Below are 20,975 nucleotides of genomic sequence, written 5' to 3'. Positions count from 1 at the left end.
GGTCGTGAAAAGATGAGAAAACCCCTGGTGGGTATATTGAGCGGACTTTTGGCTTTCAGCCTTATCTTAACAGGATGTTCTCCTCTTGGCGGAGGGAAATGGGTCGCTAAGGTAAACGGGGAGCAGATTTCCCAGGCTGATTATGATTCCCGCGTACAATCAATGCAAAAGATGGTTGAAGATAACTCAGGGAAAAAGCTGACTGCTGACCAGCAGAAGCAGCTAAAGGATGCGGTACTCCAGTCTCTTATTGGCAGCAAATTAATCGCCCAGGAAGTGAAAAACCTTGGCGTAGATGTTAATAACGCCAAGGTGACAGAACAGATTGACAACGATAAGAAAGAGGCCGGCGGGGAAGACAAGTTCAAGCAGCTTCTTGCTATGCAGTACCTGGCCACGGTTGAAGATTACCAGAACCAGGTGGCTCTGGCGCAAAAGCTTACAGGTGACGTTCAGGTGAGTGACGCTGAAGTAAAGGGGTATTTCGATGCCAATCCGGATAAATACGGAGGGAAGCCGGAACAGGTTAAGGCCAGGCATATTCTGGTGAATACTGAGGACGAAGCGAAACAGATCATTACGCAATTAAAGGGAAAGGGCGAGGCAGATTTTGCGCAACTGGCGAAAGAAAAGTCAATCGAGCCGGCAGCGAAAGAGAGCGGCGGGGATTTGGGTTACTTCGGTAAGGGCGATATGGTAGCCGAGTTTGAACAAGCTGCTTTTGCCCAGAAAGTCGGGACAATTTCCGAGGTGCCGGTTAAGACTAAATATGGATACCATGTGATATGGGTCGAAGACCACAAAAATGCCGTACCCGGCGACTTTAACAAGTATCAGGACCAAGTCAAGAAGGATGCCTTGGCTGATGCCAAAGGGAAAAAACTGCAAACTCACTATGATGATCTTTATGGCAAAGCCAAGATTGATTATAACTCTGAGTATAAGCCACAGGACAACAATAGCCTTATACCGAAATCCTAATCGTATTCTCTGGGAGGGCAGCTTTTAGAAAAGTTGCCTTCTTTTATTATCCTTGGGAAAATAATGAATAATCCGGGATGCCGGGATATATACTATCATTGAATTGATGATCGCAGAAACAGAATGACGCAGAATGACAAAAAGGAGGGATGAGCGTCCAATGAAAGCAACAGGAATCGTGAGAAGAATTGATGACCTTGGCCGTGTCGTTATTCCCAAAGAAATTCGTCGGACACTTCGCATACGAGAGGGAGATCCGCTAGAGATTTTTGTCGACCGGGAAGGAGAAGTTATACTTAAGAAATACTCTCCGATAGGCGAATTGGGTGATTTCGCCAAGGAGTATGCTGATTCTTTATATGAAGCAACCGGACATATCGCTTATATTGCGGATCGGGATACGATTATCGCTGTCTCTGGTGCCTCCAAAAAAGAGTACCTGAATAAACCGATCGGCCCCGCTGCCGAACAGGCTATGACAGAACGCAAAACACTTCAGATCGCTAAACCCGGAGAACATACGGCCTGCAAGACTTGCCCGGAGAACGAAGAGGATCAGTGTAAGCTTACTAACGAAGTTGTGGCTCCGATTATCTCTGAAGGGGATCCAATCGGGGTTGTGGTGATGAGTTCGAAAGATCCGAATGTTAAAATGGGAGATCTCGAGGTGAAGTTGGTCGAGACTGCGGCTGGTTTCTTGGCGAAGCAAATGGAGCAGTAGTGCATACGGGGGGCTGTCTGTAGAGACAGCCTATTTTTTTGCTTAGGGCGCGTGCCTCTGTTACAATAGCCCTGGAGGTGGCGATTTTGGGAAAGCGGCTGCATATTCTCGGTCTGGGACCGGCTGGCCTGGACCGTATAACTTTGGGAAACTATCGCCTGCTTCTTAAGGCTGAGAAGGTTTTTGTGCGCACAGCGCAGCATCCGTGTGTGCCGGAACTGCTGGCAGAAGGAGTGAAGGTACAGTCTTTTGACAAGGTGTATGAGACAGGGAAGTCTTTTGAAGAAGTTTATGACGAGATAATTTTTCAATTGCGGAAGGAGCTTGAGCGGAGCGGGGAAACGATATATGCTGTTCCCGGGCATCCTTATGTGGCTGAGAAAACCGTTCGTTTAATTGGGGACAAGCTTGTGCCTGAGTGTGAGGTGGTGATCCATCCTGGGCTTAGTTTTTTGGACGAGATTTTTCGCGCGGTGCCGTTTGATCCGATTGAAGGAGTATCTGTTCTAGGCCAGGAAAGCTTAAAGGAAGCCGGGATCGACAGCAGGCAATGGCTTATTATTCCCCAAGTGTATAATAAGCTGGTGGCGTCAGAGGTAAAGCTTGATCTGATGCGCGTGTATCCGGACGAAGCTGAGGTCATCGTGGTACAGGCTTTGGGGACAGAGGGAACTAAGGTTTTAAGGCTGTCCTTATACGAACTTGACCATCAGGATTTCGACCATTTAACAACGGTAGTCGTTCCTCCCTGCGCTGAAAGCTATACTTATAGGCGCTTGGTTGAAATCATGGAAATTCTGCGCTCGCCCGGCGGTTGCCCTTGGGATCGGGAACAGACGCATGAATCCCTTAAACCTTATGTGATCGAAGAAACTTACGAAGTGATTGAAGCCATAGAAAACCAAGATATGTATAATTTGTGTGAAGAGTTGGGAGACTTACTATTGCAAGTTATTTTTCATGCCCAAGTTGCGGCTGAGGCGGGGGAATTTGACTTGGCAGACGTCTTGCGCGGGATCATAAGCAAGCTTGTCCGGCGTCACCCTCATGTATTCGGTGAGGGGAAGGCTGCAACTGCCCGTGAGGTGATCCGCACCTGGGAACAAATAAAAGCCGAGGAGAAAGCACAGGATAAAAGCGGGACGGAGCGGTTCTTCGAGGGTTCCAAGAGTCTCCCAGCGCTTATGTGGGCTCAGTGGACACAGCGTAAGGCAGCCAAAGTAGGATTCGACTGGCCGGATTGGCACGGGCCGTGGGCAAAAGTGCAAGAGGAGTGCCGTGAGTTGGAGACTGCGATAAGTGAAGGCACTGGAGTTAGGGAAGAATTAGGGGATCTCCTCTTTGCAGTTGTTAATCTGGCGCGCTTAATGCATTTTGATGCAGAGGAGGTTTTAAGAGAAGCTGTACGTAAATTTCACAGGCGTTTCGACAAAATGGCCGAGTTTGCAGCTCAAGAAGGGCACAGATTGGAAGAGATGTCCTTGGAACAAATGGATGTTTTCTGGGAAAGAGCAAAATTCCAAGAAAAAAACGGTAAACTTGCTTCACTTTAAGCTTTTTATGCAGGAGTTTGGTATTTTATCGCGAACTATAAAAGATGTCAAATCTACATATTTAGGAGGGAGCACTTTGAATAAAGCTGAGTTGGTCGCTGCTGTTGCCGAGAAAGCTGATATGTCAAAAAAGGATTCCGAAAAGGCCGTGAACGCTGTCTTGTCCGCCATTGAGGATGCTCTGGCCGGAAAAGACAAAGTGCAATTAGTTGGTTTTGGTACCTTCGAAGTGAAAGAACGGGCGGAAAGGACCGGTAGAAACCCCCAAACTAAAGAGAAAATTACGATCCCAGCTTCCAGAGTTCCCGGGTTTAAGGCGGGCAAGGCACTTAAAGACGCTGTCCAAAAATAAAATCAGCCTTGAAAAATCAGGTTCGTACGAACCTGATTTTTCTGTAGATGCCTTGGGTTACCGGGTTATGACGAACTTAGTGCATATGGAGGAATGTGTGCGGATGCGCATTGATAAATATCTCAAAGTGTCGCGTTTAATCAAAAGGCGGACTGTGGCCAAAGAGATTTGCGAAGGGGAAAAGATCAGTCTTAACGGCAAGATTGCCAAACCCTCGAGTGAAGTTAAAGCCGGGGACGTTCTGACGATTAGCCTGGGGAAACGTACCCTGGAAGTTAAGGTTGTCTCTACTCCTAATACGGCACGGGCAGATGAGGCCCATCTTCTGTACGAAGTTTTGCGGGAAGAAAGAAAAGTGGAATAGAAGGTGTCCCTGTGAATTTGCGGCACCCACTCCCACTAGGCGTTCGCAGGCCAAATCTTCACTCAGGCTCGGTTTGGAGCACGAGAGTCTCCGGTGGAGACTCTCGCCGAAGCCGTCCGCCTCAAAGAATTTCTGCACGGCTGAGGATGTTTCCCGCCAAACATCCGCTCGTCGGAAGTCAATCTCATAGGGTTGTCGCCTCACGGCGTTAGTCTCCACTGGAGACTAACGTGGCATCCATGCCTCAATTGGCGGCTTCACGCCTCCGGCGCTCAGCCCCTCTGAAGTTAGGGTGTTCGCCTTCGTATTGTTTGGCATCTGCCCACTTAAAAGTGTTCGCTTAGTGACCGCAAATTCACACGGATAAATTTTGTAGCTAGATTTATATACGCTGTTGCTCTTAAGGGGCAGCAGCTTTTTATTTTACGCGTCTAAAGCTTAGCTTAAGAGAATATCGTTTAAGAAGAAAAGCTATAGGGGGATGGGCGCAGTGGAGAAAGTTACCGGCAAAGGCCACCGCTTGCTGATGGAAGACAGGCTCAAACTTTCGTTAAACGGGGTGAAGAAAGTTCAGTCTTTTGATCCCAAAGAAATTGTGCTCGAAACGGAATACGGGATTTTAAGTATTAAAGGGGAAGGGCTGGGGATTAAGCAATTAGACCTTGAGGACGGAGTGGTGGAAGTTGAGGGGCATGTTGATGCTCTTAATTACCCCCGCCGTTCCAGCCAGAGTGGAAGGCAAAGTCTGTGGGGACGAATCTTCCGTTAATGGTGAAAGGGGTGACTTTCGATCTCAGAGTTCGAAACTTTTTTTTGGTTGGCTGCAGGCGGCTTTGCCATTGGACTGTGCTTTGACGTTTACCGTTCCCTGAGGCGCTGGCTGAGGTGGGGTCCGATTCTGACATTTGGGGGAGATATTCTTTTTTCCTTCGGTGCCCTGATTATCTTTCTCTTGTTTCTGGAAAAGGCTAATGGTTTAGCTTTCCGTTTCTATATCTTTTGGGTCAGTTTGCTAGGGCTGTTCCTTTATCTTAGGCTCTTGAGCAGGTTTGTCACCCATACCCTCTTAACTACACTTGACTTTATCTTAAAGACCCTGCTATGGCTTAGAAGCCTCCTGAGGTTTCCGTACCGGGCTTTGGTCCTATTGATGAAGCCGCCGTACGCAATTTTGCGTTGGCTCAGTCTGCTCTTCTACCGCATGGGTGAGGTTATGCTAGTGCCCCGGGCAGGGCAAATTAAGCGTGGGGCCTTAGACTGGTGGGATAGGCACTTTCCTCCTAGGACTAATGGGTAATTTTTCCTGAAGATGGATTGATTCTTGCCGGTGAGCCTTGTATAATAAGAATGTCCATTACTTGTCCACAGTATGTAGTTGGTTTGTACACATTTTATTCACAGGTTGTGCATAATTTAAGGGATAGTTAGGATGAGCTGATGTGCACCTCGAAATCCGAGGGCTGGAGAAGTTGAGTTTTCGTGAGCGTCAGGCCGTTATTCTGAAGGAATCCGGGCAATCGCTCGAGCAGATAGGAAAAAGGCTGCGCTTAAGTGCCAGTTCTGTAGCCACTCTGTTAGCTAGGGCGAAAAACAAAGGATATGAGATTGTGTGTATCATCCCAGGAGGAGAGCTTGGGCTGGAAGGAGAGGACATTATTGACGAAGAGCCAGACTAAGAAACGCAGAACTTCCGTCAAACGTTTTCGTCCTGTATATTTAATGGCCTGGGCTTTTTTCCTCGCTTTAACAGGCAGCTCGGCCTGGAACCTGTGGAATCTTCATATAAATACGGAACAGAAACTGGCACAACTTAATGCTGAAAAGGCCAAGCTTATTCAAGAGCAGAAAGATTTAGGGGAAGAGATCGTTCTCTTGAAGACTCCGGCGTATATCGAACAGTTAGCGAGGGAACAGTTGGGTTTGGTTAAAAAAGGAGAAATATTAATCGCGCCGCGAAATCAATAGACACTTTTTCCCAGGAGCGCTTTTCTTGACAGCTCTTGCGTCCTAGGAATATAATGACATTAATTATATCTATTTTTTATTAACAAGGAGGAGTTTTCTTCGTATGGCCATCGCGGTTGGCAGCATAGTTGAAGGAGTGATAACCGGGATCACAAACTTCGGCGCTTTTGTAGAATTACCGGATAAGGTTACCGGACTTGTCCATATTTCGGAAGTGGCAGATGCCTACGTTAAAGATGTCAGGGATTATCTTAAGGAACAAGACCGCGTCAAAGTTAAAGTGATTCATGTTGATGACAAGGGTAAAATCGGTTTATCAATTAAGCAGGCCAATCCCAATGCCCGCGCCGGTCGTGACAGACGTCAGCCAACCGTATCTTTTGAGGATAAATTGGCCAAGTTTATTAAAGACAGTGACGAGCGCCAGCTTGAATACCGCCGGGCTACAGAGTCCAAACGCGGCGGCAGAGGCTCAGGCCGTTATTAATAGTGAGTAAATTGATTTTGCATCTAGAACCGCCTGTTGTAGGCGGTTCTAGATTTTGTACTTGGAAAGTAATATATCCGTGCCAATTTTGGCACGCGCGCGCAGAGGGAACCGATGCGCGCCTTTCTTGTCGAAACTTGTTTACGCGGTGTGACTTCTATAGACAAACTTTGCCATTGCCTTTAAGTTATAATGTTTCCATAAAGTGGTAAGAGGTGACGTTATGGCTGAATGGGCAACTCTTAAAGCCGGACATTCTTTGCGGCAGGAGAGGAATTTTTTTAGCAATGCTTTAGTTCCTTTGATTTTGGGTGCGATATTAGCCCGCGGGAGCGTGCTCGGGGTTCATCCATTTGGGGTGGCTTTTGGCGCTGCGCTTATTCTTAGGGGCAGGAAGGGTTTTCAGTTAGGCCTCTTAGGGGTAGTCGCAGGCGAGCTTTCTCTTGGAGATCCAGTGGCTGCTTTACAGGTACTGCTGATTTTTGGGGCCTTGACGGTGGTTTTTCCGAAGATAAGGGAGAACAAGCGTGAAGGCTTCTATTTGGCTGCTCTCACAGCGTTGGCTGCCGCCCTGGTCGCTGCTGTTGCTTTAAGCTTCTCTGATCCTGACCCGCTGGCACTGCTGGCCGTGGGTCTTTACAGCGTTCTCTCCGGGGGGATTGCAGTGGTCTTTTGGTTTGCACTAACCCATCAGGAAGCGGTGTGGCGGGGGGAGTTCAAGGGCGAGCAGGGAGTAGCCTGGCTGCTGATTCTGATCGGGGCTTTAAGCGGCCTTAATGGGCTGCAAATCGCGGAGTTTAATTTTCCGGTGGTGGTCTTAAGCTTTTTTATCCTGTTTGTGGCCGAACGCTATGGGGCCGGGACGGCGGCAGGGGTGGGAGCTGTGCTCGGATTTCTTCCTTCCCTGAGTTTAGATGGACAAAACTTTATTAATGCGGGTATGTATGGACTGACCGGATTTCTGACCGGGGCCTTCCGGCGTTTTGGCAAGCTGGGATTAGGCGGAGCCTTTTTGGCGGTCACGCTCATGTTCAGCTATTTTATGCATCAGGAGGAGTTGTATTCCCAACTTGTCTCTTCCGCCTTAGGGCTGGTGTTATTTTTGCTATGGCCGTCTGCTGGGGTTAAGCCGGATTTCCTCAAGGAAAAGCCGATACCGGAGGTTGAGGCTACTGTTTCTAAAGTAAAAGCTTTGGCTGAGATTATGGATCAAATCGCACTGAGCTACCAGGCGGCGGAAGCGGAAGCCACAGATGGTCGCCCGGAGATTCCGGAACTGATGAATGTATTGGTGGAGAGAGTGTGCCACTCGTGTCCGACGATCAATGTTTGTTGGGAACGCGAGTTTTATAAAACTTACCGCTACTTTTTCGATCTGTTTGAACAAGTCGAGCGGCGCAGGAGTCTTAAGGCTGCCGATCTTCCGGTAGAGTTGCGCCGTCATTGCGGTCGCACTAAAGAGATGCTTTTAGGTGTGCAATTTATTATTGAGAAAGAGCAAAATCATGAGGCTTGGCGCAAACGCCTGGCGCTCAACCAAGAGGCCTTATCCAAACAATTCAAGAATGTAGCTCAAGTTATCGGGCAGTTTGCCAAGGAACTTCATGTGCGCCATAATTGGGAGGATGACAAGTCATCCGGGCTAGCCCGCAGACGCCGCAATTTCCTGGATGTGGGGGTTGCGAGCTTCTCGAAAATTGGCAACGGTATCAGCGGTGATAATTATGCTTCGTTGGCGCACGCTCCTACCAGTCACTCTTTTATTCTCTGCGATGGTATGGGTGTGGGCGAAGGTGCGGCTAAAATAAGCGCAACTGCGCTCACCCATCTGGAACAACTCCTTAGTACAGGATTTGAGCCGGAAGGTGCGATTCAGGCTCTTAATTCAATCTTGGTCTTGCGCTCACCGGAAGAAAGTTTTGTGACAGTGGACATGGCTGTCCTGGATCTGGAATCGGACGTGGTGAAGCTGATTAAGGCAGGGGCATCTCCATCTTATCTTAAGCAAAAGGAGAAGCTCGAAGTGCTGAGTTCTTCCGGCCTTCCAGTGGGAATTCTAAACCAGATCGAACTGCAGGTGCTGGAAGTTGAAATGGGCGTGGGAGATGTTCTGATTATGGTAACAGACGGGATTGATGATGCACTTAAGGATGGCACGGAATGGCTGAAATACTTCTTGGAGGAGTTGACCTTCAAAGATTCGCAAGAGCTGGCTAATGAGATCGCCCAAGAGGCGCGGCGCTTAAGCAATGAACAGATGTACGATGACGGGGTCGTGCTGGTGATCAAGAAGGATTTTTGGGATGATTAAAGGGGCTGGAAGGCCCCTTTTCTGTAGCTGAGAGAAGTCTATGTAAACCACCGTAGTCGAAAAAGGCACTCTTTGTAACTTCTGTCTTTTCCATATAATTATTAAATGGCGTTTCTTACAAGGAGGAATATTCAGGGAACAATTACGGCGGAACTTAGGGACATTTTCGAATTTTGCTATTTCCTTTTCGTTTATCTCGGCAACGACAGGGATTTTCGGCTTATTTGGATATGGGTTGGTCACAGGTGGCCCTGCGTTCGTGTGGAGTTGGCCGCTTGTGTTTATAGGTCAACTTTTGGTGGCTTTAACAATGGCAGAGGTTGTGTCGCATTTTCCGATTGCCGGTTCGATTTATCAATGGGGAAAGCACTTGGTTAACCTTCCTTACGCTTGGTTGGCCGGATGGATGTATTTAATTGCGACTATCGCCACAATTGCAGCCGTTGATTTTGGAGCGGCTCCGTATTTAGCTCAACTATTTGGAATGGATGCATCCAATCATGCAGTGCTATTTCTTTTTACGGTATTATTGGTTTTTCTACAATCGATTATCAATATACTTGGGATAAAAGTGACAGCGTTTATTAATAACATCGGAATGGTCGCGGAAATAATAGCCATGATCGTTTTAGCCGTAGCTCTTTTTGCCGTTGGTATCCATCATCCTGTCAAGTTTATGATGGATACCGGAGGAACAGCTGTTGGAGGCGCTTATTTACCGGTTTTTCTTGCAGCAATGCTAACCTCCACGTGGGTGTTATATGGGTTTGATTCGGCAGGCAGTCTTGCTGAAGAGGTAAGGGATCCTCGTCGTGCGGTGCCCAAAGCGCTTATTTCTTCGCTGGTATTGACGTTTATCATTGGTGGACTTGCTTTAGTGGCCTTTATACTGGCAATTCCTGATTTGACAGAGACTATGAATTCCCCGGTTCCATTGACGTATATATTAGAAAGCAACCTGGGCACTTGGATGACAAACGGATTTGTAGTTATTGCAGTAATTGCCATGTTCGTTTGCGGAACAGCGATTCAGGCGACAGTTTCCCGTCTGCTGTTTTCTTTTGGCCGGGATAACAAATTACCAGGTTCAAAGTTATGGGTCAAGGTATCTAAAAGATATGAAACTCCCGTTCCCGCGATAATTTTTTCAGGGATAGTTGCTTTGATACTGACAATCTCTGCTTCGGCTGAATCATATATTGTGAATATTTGTGTCGTGGGAATATATATAGCCTATCTCAGTGTATCTGTAGGTGCCTTAATTGCCCGTTCTAAGGGTTGGGATAATACGAAAGCACCATGGAATCTGGGAAAATGGGGGTTACCTGTAAATTTTGTCGCTGCCGCTTGGGGTATATTTGTAATCATTAATCTATCCTGGCCCCGTACCCCGGACGCTGTATGGTATGTAAATTATTCGGTACCATTATTGGCGTTGGCAGCTATAGCTATTGGCGCTGCCTATTATATCATTGCAGTTCGTCCCCAGGAAAAAATTGAGGCTGGTATAGCCGATAATGGGAAAAACAAAACAGTATAGTTGTCTGAAACATCCTCGTTTGCCGGTGTGTTGGATAGAGCGGAATCAGAAATAATATACGAGTGGAGGAATAAGTTGTGTCTTTAAAATTCAAAGCCGATAATTGTATCGGTTGCCGCTTATGCCAACTGGCTTGTTCAGGGGAAAAAGAGGGGGTTTTCAATCCTGAACTGGCCAGGCTGAAAATAATTTCTGCTTATACTAAAACTGGTTTAATAATTAGAAATTCAATTTGTAATTTGTGTTTGGCCTGCGTTAGTGTATGCCCCACGGAGGCCATTACTTACCAAGACGGGCACCTTATGTATGATCAAAGCATGTGTACCGATTGCGAGTCTTGTGTGCAGGAATGTCCTGAACATGTAATTGGTATCAGACCTGACGGTGTAGCTGTTTGCGACCTCTGTCAAGGTTCACCAGCGTGTGTAGAATGGTGTCCTCATCACGCGTTAACGAATGAGGAGGCGATCTAGGTGTCTTACACGGGAAAAGTGCTCCGGGTTAACCTAACCACGGGCAACAGTCAAACTGAGAATCTTAAGACAGAATGGGCTGACGAATATATTGGGGGAAAAGGTCTCGGAATTAAGTATCTATATGAAGAACTTTCTCCTGGAATCAATCCGCTGTCTCCTGCCAATAAGTTAATCTTAATGACTGGGCCTTTTACGGGAACCATCATACCAAACCAGAGGAAGGGGAACGGATACTATCTGTTCCCCTTAATTAATTCTGACCCACGGATGATGAATTCAAAAACATTCTTCCCTTAGTGGGAAGCAAGGCTATCCCCGGCACTTTAATGGGTATGATATAGAAAGAAAAGAAAATTCTTTATAGGTTTGCACTATCCTCAGGAGTGTACTTTCTGGTAGTATTAATTAGTGTTGGGTTAAAATTCAATCCAACTTGCAGAATAAGGATTTTATAGGAGAGAGACCTGGATGTATGAAAAATTACGGGCTCAGGTGCTGTCTGGGCTCATTCCTCCGCAGGCGAAAATATTGGTGGCAGTGTCCGGTGGACCGGACTCCGTGGCCTTAGCGCATGTTCTGTGGCGCTATGCCCGGGATGAAAAGGAGCGGGAGCTTGAACTTGTAATCAGTCATATTAATCATGGCGTGCGCCCGGAGTCTGCTCAGGAAGAGATGCTGGTCCAGGGGTTGGCCGAGAGATGGGGCATTCCTTGTTTAATTCATCGTTTCGATGCCAAGGAGTATGCCAAGTCAAGCGGGAGTTCTTTTCAGGAAGGAGCGCGCGCCTGGCGCTATGAACGCTGGGAGCAGGATATGCAGGAACTTGGATGCACACACTTGGCCACCGCCCACCACCTTGGGGACCAGGCGGAGACTGTTCTTTACCGCCTTCTTCGAGGGAGCGGGACGGCTGGACTGGCAGGAATCCTACCCAGTCACAATCGGGTGCTCCGGCCTTTGTTAAGCGTTACGAAAGAGGAGATCCTTGCTTATTGTGCAGGGGAAGGACTACCATATGCTCTTGACCGGTCTAATGAGGAACCTATTTATGTGCGCAACAAGATTCGCCTGAATTTGCTGCCGGAATTAGCCAAGGAATATAACCCGCAGATTGTACAGGCTCTCGGGCGTACGGCCATCTTAATGCGCTGGGATGAGGAGTATGTGCAGGAAAAGGCGGAAGAGATTTGGCGGGATAACATAATTCACTCGCATGACATAATTCCTGCGGATAACCCAATTTCATGGAGGTATTCCAAAACGGCTGCCACAGATTCAGCCATGGGTTCAGACAAAGTGTCAGCTAAAGAAGTATGCTTAAATATAAGGGTGCTTGACCAGCCCCCCGCTCTGGTGAGCCGCATCTTGCGCCGGGCCGCGGCCCAGGTGAGTGGGGAGCCGCGCGGCTTGGGTTATGATTACATAGTAAGGATTATGGAGCAGGGGATTTCCACCCGCGCCCAAGAAAATTTTGACTGGAGGCAGGACTTTCCGGGGTTTCAAGTAGAAATTAATTCTGAGGGAATTTTGTTCAGGAGAAGCACCCATGAGCAGAGAGAGAAACATGCGCACGATCACGGAGGGAGACCCGAACTGAGAGGAGAATATGAGGGAAAGCCCGCCGGTATGAAGGTTGAAGTTCAGCTTACTGAGGGGACTTGGGCGAATATACCTGAATTAGGTATTAAAGTGGGGATCTTTACAAATTATAGTCAGGAAGTTGTGGACGAGGTTGCTGTCTTCGATGGGGAAACGGTTCTTAGCTTTCCCGAGCCTTTGGTTTGTCGCACGCGCAGGCCGGGAGACAAGATTTATCTTAAGGGAGTGGGGCATAAAAGCTTAAAAAAGGTGTTTCAGGAAGAAGGAATTGGGATGGATATGCGGAAAAGTCTGCCCTTGATTGCATCTGGGAGTGAGGTTCTGTGGATACCCGGGGTTAAAAGAAGCGATGCGGCCCCATCCAGGCAGAACAGGGGGCAACTTTATTGCGTATTAAGAAGTGCGTCACCAGCAGAAGCATAAAGGAAACTTACTTCAGGTGGAGTTTTAACTCCATCTGAAGTTTAGTTGAACTTATCCAGGGGCTTAGTGCCACTTATCTCCCACTTAAGAAGTGGAAGTCTTAGTGGCACTTAGCCATCGGATAAAATGGATGAGTTGTAGACCGGCATTCTATTTTCGGAGGTAGCGCAAGGCTTTAACTGAGGCTTTGAGTTAGAGCTAAGTCTCGTTGTAAAAGGCGTTTGACCGTGGTATAATATGTAATATTGCGCCGGAAATACAAGGCGGTTTTCCATCAGAGGGGAGGACCCATCGTTGAAGTTTTTTAAGAATGCGGCTGTTTATCTACTCATTATCCTCTTAGCGATAATGTTGATAAGATGGACAAATACCCCGGTCAAACAGGACCAGGGGTTAGATTATAATGCTTTCAGCAAAGCCGTTGTCGAAAATAAGGTTGATAAAGTCAAAGTTGTCCAGGATAAAAGCGGGAATATGTATACGGTCACGATGAAGGACGGCAAGCAGTTTGATGTGCTTGGGCCTTCCGATGACCCTCAACTGCTTACGGACTTAAAGGCTCATGTAGGTCCTATTGATTATGCTCCTCCGACGGAAGCTCCGTGGTGGACAGGACTTCTTACTACTTTGCTTCTGCCCCTGATCATCGTCGGCATTTTCTTTTTTATGATGCAGCAGACTCAAGGCGGGGGCAACAGGGTCATGCAGTTCGGGAAAAGCAAGGCCCGCCTGGTCGGGGATGATAAGAAAAAAATAACATTCAGTGATGTGGCCGGCCTTGATGAGGTTAAGGAAGAGCTGGAAGAGGTCGTGGAATTTCTTAAATACCCGAAAAAGTTCAATGAACTTGGGGCCAAAATTCCGAAAGGAGTTCTCCTGTTTGGCCCACCCGGAACCGGGAAAACCCTGTTGGCGCGCGCAGTTGCCGGAGAGGCAGGAGTGCCTTTTTTCAGCATCAGCGGGTCTGACTTTGTCGAGATGTTTGTCGGTGTGGGAGCGTCCAGGGTGCGGGATTTGTTCGAGCAGGCCAAGAAAAGTGCCCCTTGTATCGTGTTTATTGACGAGATTGATGCCGTTGGGCGCCAACGGGGAGCAGGTCTTGGCGGTGGTCATGACGAGAGAGAGCAAACTCTGAATCAGCTCTTGGTTGAAATGGATGGTTTTAATGGTAATGAAGGAATTATTATTATTGCAGCGACCAACCGTCCGGATATTTTGGACCCTGCGTTGTTGCGGCCGGGACGTTTTGACCGCCAGGTGACGGTGGATGTGCCCGATGTGAGGGGACGGGAAGAAATTCTCCAAGTTCATGTGCATGACAAGCCGGTCAGCGCTGATGTGGACTTAAAGGTGTTGGCCCGCAGGACTCCCGGGTTTACCGGAGCGGATTTGGCTAACCTTGTGAATGAGGCGGCCTTGCTCTCCGCCCGGCGTGGTGAAAAAGAGATCAGAATGCATGCTCTCGAAGATTCGATCGAGCGCGTGATTGCCGGCCCCGAGAAAAAGAGCAGGGTTATCAGTCCGTTCGAAAAGAAGCTGGTTTCATACCATGAAGCCGGGCACGCGCTTGTGGGAGAACTCTTGACTCATACAGACCCCCTGCATAAGGTTTCGATTATTCCGCGCGGTCGGGCTGGCGGGTATACCCTGCTTCTGCCCAAGGAAGACCGCAATTATATGACCAAATCCCAACTGCTTGATCAAGTGACAATGCTTTTGGGAGGCAGGGTTGCGGAAGCTTTAGTCCTGCATGAAATCAGCACCGGTGCTTCCAACGATTTGGAGCGGGCTACCGGACTCGTGCGCAAGATGATCACGGAGCTTGGGATGTCTGACGAGTTAGGGCCTTTGACTTTTGGCCATAAAGAGGAACAGGTCTTCTTAGGACGGGACATCGCGCGCGACCGCAATTACAGTGAGGCTGTTGCCTACGCTATTGACAAAGAGGCTAGGCGCATTATTGACGAGTGCTACCAAAAAGCTCAGAATCTGATTAAGCAAAACATGCATAAGCTTCATGCCGTTGCCGAGGCTTTGATGCAAAAAGAAACACTTGAGGCGAAGGAATTTGCCGCTATCATGGCGAAATTTGATAAGGGTGAGCTCGAAGAGAAACTACAGCCAGACGACGGTGGCCAGCAAAGAGAGGCCGAATTATCGGACGGCAGTCTGGACGAAGGTCTCGGTCGGGATTTAGAAGTGGAAAAGGACAGAATAGACTGAGGAGTGAACACGTGAATGGAAAGAACATTTTTAATGCTTAAGCCTGACGCAGTTCAGCGTGGGTTGGTTGGACAGGTAATCGCCCGTTTTGAGAGCAAAGGATTTAAGCTCGTAGGTATGAAGCTGATGCAAGTTGACCGGGCCTTGGCTGAAGAGCATTACGCAGAACACCGGGGTAAACCTTTCTTTGAGCCTACAGTAAATTACATCACGTCCTCTCCTGTGGTAGCGATGGTCTGGGAGGGAAAGAATGTGGTTGCTTCAGCCCGGGAGATGATGGGAGCGACCAATCCGGCGAACGCCAGCCCCGGCTCGATCAGGGGAGCTTTCGGGGTGGACATCAGCCGTAATATTATCCACGGTTCTGATTCCGTAGGGAGTGCGAACAGAGAAATCTCTCTCTACTTCAAAGGGGAAGAGCTTGTGGCATACCAAAAAGCAGGCGAAGAGTGGTTAAGTGAATAAGAGAAGGGCACCCTGACGGGTGTCCTTTTTGCAGACAGTGCTTGTAAAGTTAACAGGAGGGATTTTATGCGCTGGCGTACCGATGTCAAGCACCTGGTTACAGTAGCGTCCATCTTGATTGGGTTCTTGTTTGTGGTGCTTCTAAAGACCCAGGGGGTATTGGGCGACCAGGCAGCTCAACCCGAGGTGGCAATTTCCAATCTCGTGCAAACTGAGCAGGATAATCAGCAACTGGCTAATGAGAATGAAAAGCTGAGGCAAGAGCTGATCAAATATACAGAAGGGTTGAATGCTTCCGCTCTGGCAGAGCAGCAATTAGCAGAGGCCCGCATAAACGCTGCACTTGTCCCTGTGAGCGGCCCTGGCATCCGCATCACGCTTGATGATTCAAACATGCGGAGTCCCGATGTGGAAGACCCTCAGAACTATGTAATTCACGAGGAATATATCCGTTATTTAGTTAATTACTTATGGAATGGCGGCGCGGAAGCGATTGCGGTTAATGGTCAGCGCCTTACCAGTACCACGGAAGTTTTTTGCAGCGGGGCGTTTATTCAAATAAATGGTACGCGCCAGATGCCGCCGTATAAAATTGAAGCGATCGGAGACAGCCGTAAGCTGGAGTCCGCGCTCGATTTCTACATGTGGGAAATGTTAGGTAACTTCCAGCGGCAATATGGGATCACGCGCAATTTAGAAGTAGTCAATAATTTGAAGCTCCCCGCGGGCAGTCTTAAACAGTTCCGTTTTGCTGAACCCTTGAAGGAGGGGACTTAAAATGTGGAAGAGAAGCTTAGCCCTGCCTGTAACCTTGGTCGCAATTGCTTTGGGGTTCCTATTTTCGCTGCAAATTGAAACGCACAAGAATGTTTCAGATGCAGAGATGATAAATCAGCAGAGAATGGCTTCGATGAAGACTATTCTGACCAATGCCAAAAAAGAGAATACCCGCCTGCAGGAAGATAATAAGGCTCTGGCAATCCAGCTGGACAAGGCACGCAAGGAGGGTGGTATTAACCCGAAAGTCCTGGCTGAACTGGACCAGCTTAAAATAATGGACGGCACTATGGCTGTGCAGGGGCCGGGAGTTCAGATCCTAATTGATGACCGCCAGCAGGATCATAAGGAAGTGTTGCCCCTGGCGACGGAGGATCTTGCTCGTATTATCAATACGTTGAAGTTCGCCGGAGCAGAAGCGATCAGTATTAATAATCAGCGCATTGTAGCCACTACGGACATTGTCTTAAGCGGTAATTCCATGATATTGGTGAACCGGGTACCGGTCAGCAAAGCTTCCGGCGTACCGTATGAGCTAAACGCTATCGGGGATCAGGCGACTTTAGTTGATTATTTCTCTAACCTGGAGGCAGAAATGCTCAAGGCCAAAGGGGTAACGGTAAGTATTACGCGCAAGGCTGTGCAAATACCTTCTTTTAAAGGCGCATACGCTTTTAAGCAGGCTAAGCCCTAAAAAATTAAATTTTCGTAGAAAATATCGGGCATGCTAGCAGGGAAATTAGGATCTGCGGCGAATTCACTTTATAGTCTGGTCAAATTACAAGTTGGAGGAGTGAACCAAGTGAAAACGGATATCGAGATTGCACAAGAAGCGCAGATGAAGCCGATTACGGAGGTTGCGAAGATAATCGGCCTGTCTGAAGATGACATCGAGCTTTACGGGAAGTACAAAGCAAAAGTATCCTTAGACGTCTTGAAAAGGGTTAAAGACAAGCCTAATGGCAAGCTGATCCTGGTTACAGCGATTAACCCAACCCCGGCTGGAGAAGGCAAAACCACAACGACTGTTGGCCTGGGACAAGCTATGGTTAAAATGGGTAAAAAAGCGATGATCGCTTTGCGTGAACCCTCCCTCGGACCATGCTTCGGGGTTAAAGGGGGAGCGGCCGGTGGCGGTTATGCTCAGGTCGTGCCCATGGAAGACATTAACCTTCACTTCACAGGGGACTTCCACGCTATTACCTCGGCCCACAACTTGCTGTCTGCAATGTTGGATAACCACATGCAACAAGGCAACCTGCTAAATATTGACCCCCGTCAAGTGGTGTTCCGCCGGGTTATGGACATGAATGACCGCGCTCTGCGCAAAATTGTAATTGGCTTAGGCGGACGCACTGAAGGCGTACCTCGCGAAAACGGCTTTGATATCACGGTTGCCTCCGAAATTATGGCTATTCTGTGCTTAGCGAGCGATCTTATGGATTTGAAAGAGCGTTTCGGCAAGATTGTGGTAGCTTATACCTATGACGGCAAGCCTGTTACTGCACATGACTTAGAGGCAGAAGGTGCAATGGCCTTATTGATGAAAGATGCAATTAAACCGAACATGGTACAAACACTTGAGAATACTCCAGTCTTTATTCATGGCGGACCGTTTGCGAACATAGCTCACGGCTGCAACAGTATTATCGCCACTCAGCTTGGCCTAAAACTGGCTGACTATATGATAACGGAAGCCGGGTTTGGAGCTGATTTAGGGGCTGAGAAATTCTATGATATCAAGTGCCGTTTTGGCGGGCTCAAACCTGATGCGACCGTCATTGTGGCCACTGTCCGCGCGCTCAAGATGAACGGCGGGGTTGCCAAAGCTGACTTGAACGCCGAGAATCTTGACGCTCTGGCCAAAGGGATTGTCAACCTTGAGAAACATATTGAGAATATGGGTAAGTTCGGAGTCCCGGCGGTCGTTGCGATTAACCGCTTCCCGTCTGACACCGAGGCTGAGCTTGCGTTTATACGTAAGCGCTGCCAGGAACTGGGGTCGATCGTTGCTCTGTCCGAAGTCTTCACTAAAGGTGGAGAAGGTGGAATTGAGCTGGCGGAAACAGTGCTCAAGGTTATGGAAGAGAAGAAGTCCAACTTCAAAGTTCTGTATGAAGCCGAACTGCCGATTAAAGATAAGATCGAGAAGGTCTGTACCGAAATTTACGGCGCTGACGGGGTTAACTTTGCTAAAGAAGCTGAAACCGCTATCCAAAAATACACTGACTTGGGTTATGCGAATTTGCCGGTTGTGATGGCAAAAACTCAGTATTCCCTCTCAGATGACCCTGCACTCCTTGGTCGACCGAGCGGATTTAAGATCACGGTGCGCGAAGTTCGTCTGTCTGCAGGAGCAGGCTTCTTGGTCGCCATTACCGGTGCGATCATGACCATGCCTGGGCTGCCCAAACGTCCGGCGGCTATGAATATGGACATCGATGCTGAAGGAAAAATTACAGGATTGTTCTAAAAAGGGAGTAAAGAGACCCTGGGTCAAACCTGGGGTCTCTTTCTGCTTCGAGAGCTAGAGGCATCCACCGTGGTTAGAACTATTGGGATAAAAATTCCGGACTAAGGATATTCTTCGATCCTTGGTTAAGACTAGGAGGTAGAGCTCCTTGAGTTCAATGAACCGGGTGAATAACCTTATTGATCACCCTGAATTCCAACAACATTTAGAGAAAATCGAGGAGTTAGAGCGGGAAAGGAAGTTCTGCAAACACGGGTTTGAACACGGGCTTGCGGTAGCCCGCATTGCCAATGCTTATTTATTGGAAGAGGGAGCAAACAAGCTGGGTCGGGAAGTCGTGTATGCGGCAGCGCTGTTACACGATATCGGGCGCTGGGTTGAGTATGAAACCGGGAAAGATCATGCTGAGGCCAGTGCGGAATTAGCTGCCCCGATTTTGGCAGCCTGCGGGTTTGCGGGAACGGAGATTGAAATGATTGCGCAAGGAATTCGCGAGCACCGGCTCCACCGACAAGAGGGGCTTAGCCCGTTAGGGCAGGCCTTGGCTTTGGCTGATGACTGGGCCAGAGACTGCCGCAACTGTGCGGCGCGTACGGATTGTTATAAGTTCGGGGATTCGATGTTGCGCATTACATATTAGGGGGCTAACAGATGAAGGACTACGGTATGAGATGGGTTAAACTGGACAGTGTGGAAGAGGGGAAGCGGGCTTTAGCCCACATAGGCGCTGATCCGCGTGGGGTCGCTCTGATGGCTGGTAAGGCCGTCGGGCGGGCGGTCAAGCTCGAAGGAGTTCCCCTGCGCATCGCCCATATTCTGAAGCAAGAGATGCTGGCTGCCGACGGAGATGCCGCTGTCCATCGCGATGTGATTACGAACGGAATTGAGGCCACAGATGTAATGCTCGTGGGTACAGTGCGCCAGTTGGAGAAGGTGGGGAATAAACTCCTGGCTCAGCCGTTCGGCTTAAAGGATATGGGGAAAGCTCTCAAAGTACTCTTGGGCAAGCTTGAACCCGCACAACCGCGGATTCTCAAGTGCCGCGGCAAAGAGCTGAAATTGGGGGAACGCACGCTCATTATGGGTATTCTCAATGTTACCCCGGACTCTTTCTCTGACGGCGGGAAGTTTTTTGATATTAAAGATGCCCTTAAGCAGGCAGAAAAGCTGATTGCTGACGGCGCGGATATCCTCGATATCGGGGCTGAATCAACGCGGCCGGGACATCGGGAAGTGAGCACTGAGGAAGAATGGAGCCGCCTGAAGCCGGTGTTGCAAGAACTCGTAGGGAACGTGGCGGTTCCGATCTCGGTTGACACTTATAAAGCAGAAGTTGCCGCCAAGGCGGTTGAAGCAGGTGCCCATATGATTAACGATATCTGGGGACTGCAACGGGACCCGGATATGCCCAAGACCGTGGGGGAGTACCAGGTACCGGTCATTGTTATGCACAATCAGAATGGTACGGAGTATCGGAATTTGATGGGAGAGATTTTCTCTTTCCTGCGTCACAGTATTAATTTGGCGGAGGAAAACGGGCTCAGTGGAGATCAAATCATACTTGACCCAGGGATTGGGTTTGGCAAGACTACCGAGCAGAACTTGGAAGTAATGGCGCGACTGGAGGAGTTTAGGGCTTTAGGACACCCCGTCCTCTTGGGCACATCGCGCAAGTCGATGATCGGGAATACCTTAAAGCTTCCGGTCGACGAGCGTCTGGAAGGTACTGTGGCCACCAGTGTGCTCGGGGTTGTGGCTGGAGTAGAGATTGTAAGGGTGCATGATGTCAAAGAGAACCTGCGGGCAGTACAGATGGCAGATGCGATCATGCGGGCTCAGAGGGGGGTTAATTTTGGAGGAGCATAAGGATGCCATCCATTTGCGCGGACTGGAGTTTTTCGCGTATCATGGCGCAATGCCTGAGGAAAATGTGCTGGGGCAGAGGTTTATCATTGATGTTGACCTCTTTCTGGATTTAGCCGGCCCGGGTAAGAGTGACAAAGTTGAAGATACTGTCAGCTATGCGGAAGTATATGAGGTCGTCCGTGGCTGCGTCAGCAAGGAACGGCATAAACTTTTGGAGAGCTTGGCCGCAAGCGTTGCAACTAAGATTTTAGCCGGGTTTCCCTGCCAAGGGGTGCGCATCGAAGTGCACAAGCCCCAAGCACCGGTACCGGGGATATTTGCCGATCTAGCAGTGGAGATTTGGAGGGAGCGCACAGACAGTTAAGCTCTTAAGCACAAGCAGAGAGATAATGAACGGGA

Annotated in this window: 23 protein-coding genes; all 23 read left to right on the top strand. The window is 48.7% G+C overall.

What is annotated here, in order from left to right; genetic code table 11:
• The first annotated feature begins 12 nt into the window (after positions 1-12).
• The 23 genes from ACYQ2N_RS10215 to folB all read left to right on the top strand — a co-directional run bounded on the left by ACYQ2N_RS10215 (position 13) and on the right by folB (position 20,940).
• Complete coding sequence (locus ACYQ2N_RS10215) at positions 13-981, top strand: peptidylprolyl isomerase (protein WP_459999136.1); 969 nt, start codon at positions 13-15, stop codon at positions 979-981.
• A gap of 160 nt (positions 982-1,141) precedes the next feature.
• Complete coding sequence (gene spoVT, locus ACYQ2N_RS10210; RefSeq protein ID WP_459999135.1) at positions 1,142-1,702, top strand: stage V sporulation protein T; 561 nt, start codon at positions 1,142-1,144, stop codon at positions 1,700-1,702.
• 86 nt (positions 1,703-1,788) lie between these two features.
• Positions 1,789-3,255 (top strand): bifunctional methyltransferase/pyrophosphohydrolase YabN, encoded by a 1,467-nt coding sequence (yabN, locus tag ACYQ2N_RS10205; RefSeq protein WP_459999134.1) that lies wholly within the window; start codon positions 1,789-1,791, stop codon positions 3,253-3,255.
• A gap of 76 nt (positions 3,256-3,331) precedes the next feature.
• Entirely contained in the window at positions 3,332-3,607 is a 276-nt protein-coding gene (locus tag ACYQ2N_RS10200; RefSeq protein ID WP_459999133.1) for an HU family DNA-binding protein, read from the top strand.
• 103 nt (positions 3,608-3,710) lie between these two features.
• Positions 3,711-3,971, top strand: coding sequence for an RNA-binding S4 domain-containing protein (locus tag ACYQ2N_RS10195; protein WP_459999132.1), 261 nt, complete (start codon positions 3,711-3,713; stop codon positions 3,969-3,971).
• 481 nt (positions 3,972-4,452) lie between these two features.
• Entirely contained in the window at positions 4,453-4,740 is a 288-nt protein-coding gene (yabP, locus tag ACYQ2N_RS10190; protein ID WP_459999131.1) for a sporulation protein YabP, read from the top strand.
• 21 nt (positions 4,741-4,761) lie between these two features.
• Complete coding sequence (yabQ, locus tag ACYQ2N_RS10185; RefSeq protein ID WP_460000512.1) at positions 4,762-5,268, top strand: spore cortex biosynthesis protein YabQ; 507 nt, start codon at positions 4,762-4,764, stop codon at positions 5,266-5,268.
• Positions 5,269-5,410: 142 nt separating this feature from the next.
• Complete coding sequence (locus ACYQ2N_RS10180; protein ID WP_459999130.1) at positions 5,411-5,647, top strand: sigma factor-like helix-turn-helix DNA-binding protein; 237 nt, start codon at positions 5,411-5,413, stop codon at positions 5,645-5,647.
• On the top strand, positions 5,628-5,936 hold the full coding sequence (locus ACYQ2N_RS10175) for an FtsB family cell division protein (protein WP_459999129.1): 309 nt from the start codon (positions 5,628-5,630) through the stop codon (positions 5,934-5,936). Before ACYQ2N_RS10180 ends, ACYQ2N_RS10175 begins: the two co-directional genes overlap by 20 nt.
• A 103-nt stretch (positions 5,937-6,039) precedes the next feature.
• Positions 6,040-6,423 carry a S1 RNA-binding domain-containing protein gene (locus tag ACYQ2N_RS10170; RefSeq protein WP_459999128.1) on the top strand — a complete coding sequence of 128 codons (384 nt, stop codon included), beginning with the start codon at positions 6,040-6,042 and terminating at the stop codon, positions 6,421-6,423.
• Positions 6,424-6,646: 223 nt separating this feature from the next.
• The gene (locus ACYQ2N_RS10165) at positions 6,647-8,734 is read left to right on the top strand and encodes a SpoIIE family protein phosphatase (RefSeq protein WP_459999127.1); all 2,088 of its coding nucleotides are present in this window, start codon (positions 6,647-6,649) and stop codon (positions 8,732-8,734) included.
• Positions 8,735-8,828: 94 nt separating this feature from the next.
• Positions 8,829-10,274, top strand: a complete 1,446-nt coding sequence (locus ACYQ2N_RS10160; RefSeq protein ID WP_460000511.1) for an APC family permease — start codon at positions 8,829-8,831, stop codon at positions 10,272-10,274.
• A gap of 77 nt (positions 10,275-10,351) precedes the next feature.
• A complete protein-coding gene (locus ACYQ2N_RS10155; protein ID WP_459999126.1) occupies positions 10,352-10,747 on the top strand; it encodes a 4Fe-4S binding protein in 396 nt (131 codons plus the stop codon).
• Positions 10,748-11,047 (top strand): aldehyde ferredoxin oxidoreductase N-terminal domain-containing protein, encoded by a 300-nt coding sequence (locus ACYQ2N_RS10150; protein WP_459999125.1) that lies wholly within the window; start codon positions 10,748-10,750, stop codon positions 11,045-11,047.
• A gap of 171 nt (positions 11,048-11,218) precedes the next feature.
• Positions 11,219-12,772, top strand: a complete 1,554-nt coding sequence (gene tilS, locus ACYQ2N_RS10145; protein ID WP_459999124.1) for a tRNA lysidine(34) synthetase TilS — start codon at positions 11,219-11,221, stop codon at positions 12,770-12,772.
• A gap of 294 nt (positions 12,773-13,066) precedes the next feature.
• Positions 13,067-14,995 (top strand): ATP-dependent zinc metalloprotease FtsH, encoded by a 1,929-nt coding sequence (gene ftsH, locus ACYQ2N_RS10140; RefSeq protein WP_459999123.1) that lies wholly within the window; start codon positions 13,067-13,069, stop codon positions 14,993-14,995.
• A 15-nt stretch (positions 14,996-15,010) separates the two neighbouring features.
• Positions 15,011-15,460 (top strand): nucleoside-diphosphate kinase, encoded by a 450-nt coding sequence (ndk, locus tag ACYQ2N_RS10135; protein ID WP_459999122.1) that lies wholly within the window; start codon positions 15,011-15,013, stop codon positions 15,458-15,460.
• Between the two features lie 66 nt (positions 15,461-15,526).
• A complete protein-coding gene (locus ACYQ2N_RS10130; protein ID WP_459999121.1) occupies positions 15,527-16,237 on the top strand; it encodes a DUF881 domain-containing protein in 711 nt (236 codons plus the stop codon).
• Position 16,238: 1 nt separating this feature from the next.
• The gene (locus tag ACYQ2N_RS10125; protein WP_459999120.1) at positions 16,239-16,931 is read left to right on the top strand and encodes a DUF881 domain-containing protein; all 693 of its coding nucleotides are present in this window, start codon (positions 16,239-16,241) and stop codon (positions 16,929-16,931) included.
• 108 nt (positions 16,932-17,039) lie between these two features.
• On the top strand, positions 17,040-18,710 hold the full coding sequence (locus ACYQ2N_RS10120) for a formate--tetrahydrofolate ligase (protein ID WP_459999119.1): 1,671 nt from the start codon (positions 17,040-17,042) through the stop codon (positions 18,708-18,710).
• 157 nt (positions 18,711-18,867) lie between these two features.
• Complete coding sequence (locus tag ACYQ2N_RS10115) at positions 18,868-19,350, top strand: HD domain-containing protein (protein ID WP_460000510.1); 483 nt, start codon at positions 18,868-18,870, stop codon at positions 19,348-19,350.
• 11 nt (positions 19,351-19,361) lie between these two features.
• Positions 19,362-20,576, top strand: a complete 1,215-nt coding sequence (gene folP, locus ACYQ2N_RS10110) for a dihydropteroate synthase (protein ID WP_459999118.1) — start codon at positions 19,362-19,364, stop codon at positions 20,574-20,576.
• Positions 20,563-20,940, top strand: a complete 378-nt coding sequence (folB, locus tag ACYQ2N_RS10105; RefSeq protein ID WP_459999117.1) for a dihydroneopterin aldolase — start codon at positions 20,563-20,565, stop codon at positions 20,938-20,940. Before folP ends, folB begins: the two co-directional genes overlap by 14 nt.
• Positions 20,941-20,975 lie beyond the last annotated feature (35 nt).

The sequence above is a fragment of the Paradesulfitobacterium aromaticivorans genome (genome assembly GCF_054657415.1).
This window is presented reverse-complemented; position numbering and strand designations above follow the sequence as displayed.

What these genes read in the sequence shown, in the direction of transcription:
- ACYQ2N_RS10170 (WP_459999128.1), top strand. Translation starts at nt 6,040, where the DNA reads ATGGCCATCGCGGTTGGCAGCATAGTTGAAGGAGTGATAACCGGGATC.
- tilS (WP_459999124.1), top strand. Translation starts at nt 11,219, where the DNA reads ATGTATGAAAAATTACGGGCTCAGGTGCTGTCTGGGCTCATTCCTCCG.
- ndk (WP_459999122.1), top strand. Translation starts at nt 15,011, where the DNA reads ATGGAAAGAACATTTTTAATGCTTAAGCCTGACGCAGTTCAGCGTGGG.
- ACYQ2N_RS10130 (WP_459999121.1), top strand. Translation starts at nt 15,527, where the DNA reads ATGCGCTGGCGTACCGATGTCAAGCACCTGGTTACAGTAGCGTCCATC.
- yabP (WP_459999131.1), top strand. Translation starts at nt 4,453, where the DNA reads ATGGGCGCAGTGGAGAAAGTTACCGGCAAAGGCCACCGCTTGCTGATG.
- spoVT (WP_459999135.1), top strand. Translation starts at nt 1,142, where the DNA reads ATGAAAGCAACAGGAATCGTGAGAAGAATTGATGACCTTGGCCGTGTC.
- ACYQ2N_RS10165 (WP_459999127.1), top strand. Translation starts at nt 6,647, where the DNA reads ATGGCTGAATGGGCAACTCTTAAAGCCGGACATTCTTTGCGGCAGGAG.
- folP (WP_459999118.1), top strand. Translation starts at nt 19,362, where the DNA reads ATGAAGGACTACGGTATGAGATGGGTTAAACTGGACAGTGTGGAAGAG.
- ACYQ2N_RS10195 (WP_459999132.1), top strand. Translation starts at nt 3,711, where the DNA reads ATGCGCATTGATAAATATCTCAAAGTGTCGCGTTTAATCAAAAGGCGG.
- ACYQ2N_RS10115 (WP_460000510.1), top strand. Translation starts at nt 18,868, where the DNA reads ATGAACCGGGTGAATAACCTTATTGATCACCCTGAATTCCAACAACAT.
- ACYQ2N_RS10125 (WP_459999120.1), top strand. Translation starts at nt 16,239, where the DNA reads ATGTGGAAGAGAAGCTTAGCCCTGCCTGTAACCTTGGTCGCAATTGCT.
- ACYQ2N_RS10215 (WP_459999136.1), top strand. Translation starts at nt 13, where the DNA reads ATGAGAAAACCCCTGGTGGGTATATTGAGCGGACTTTTGGCTTTCAGC.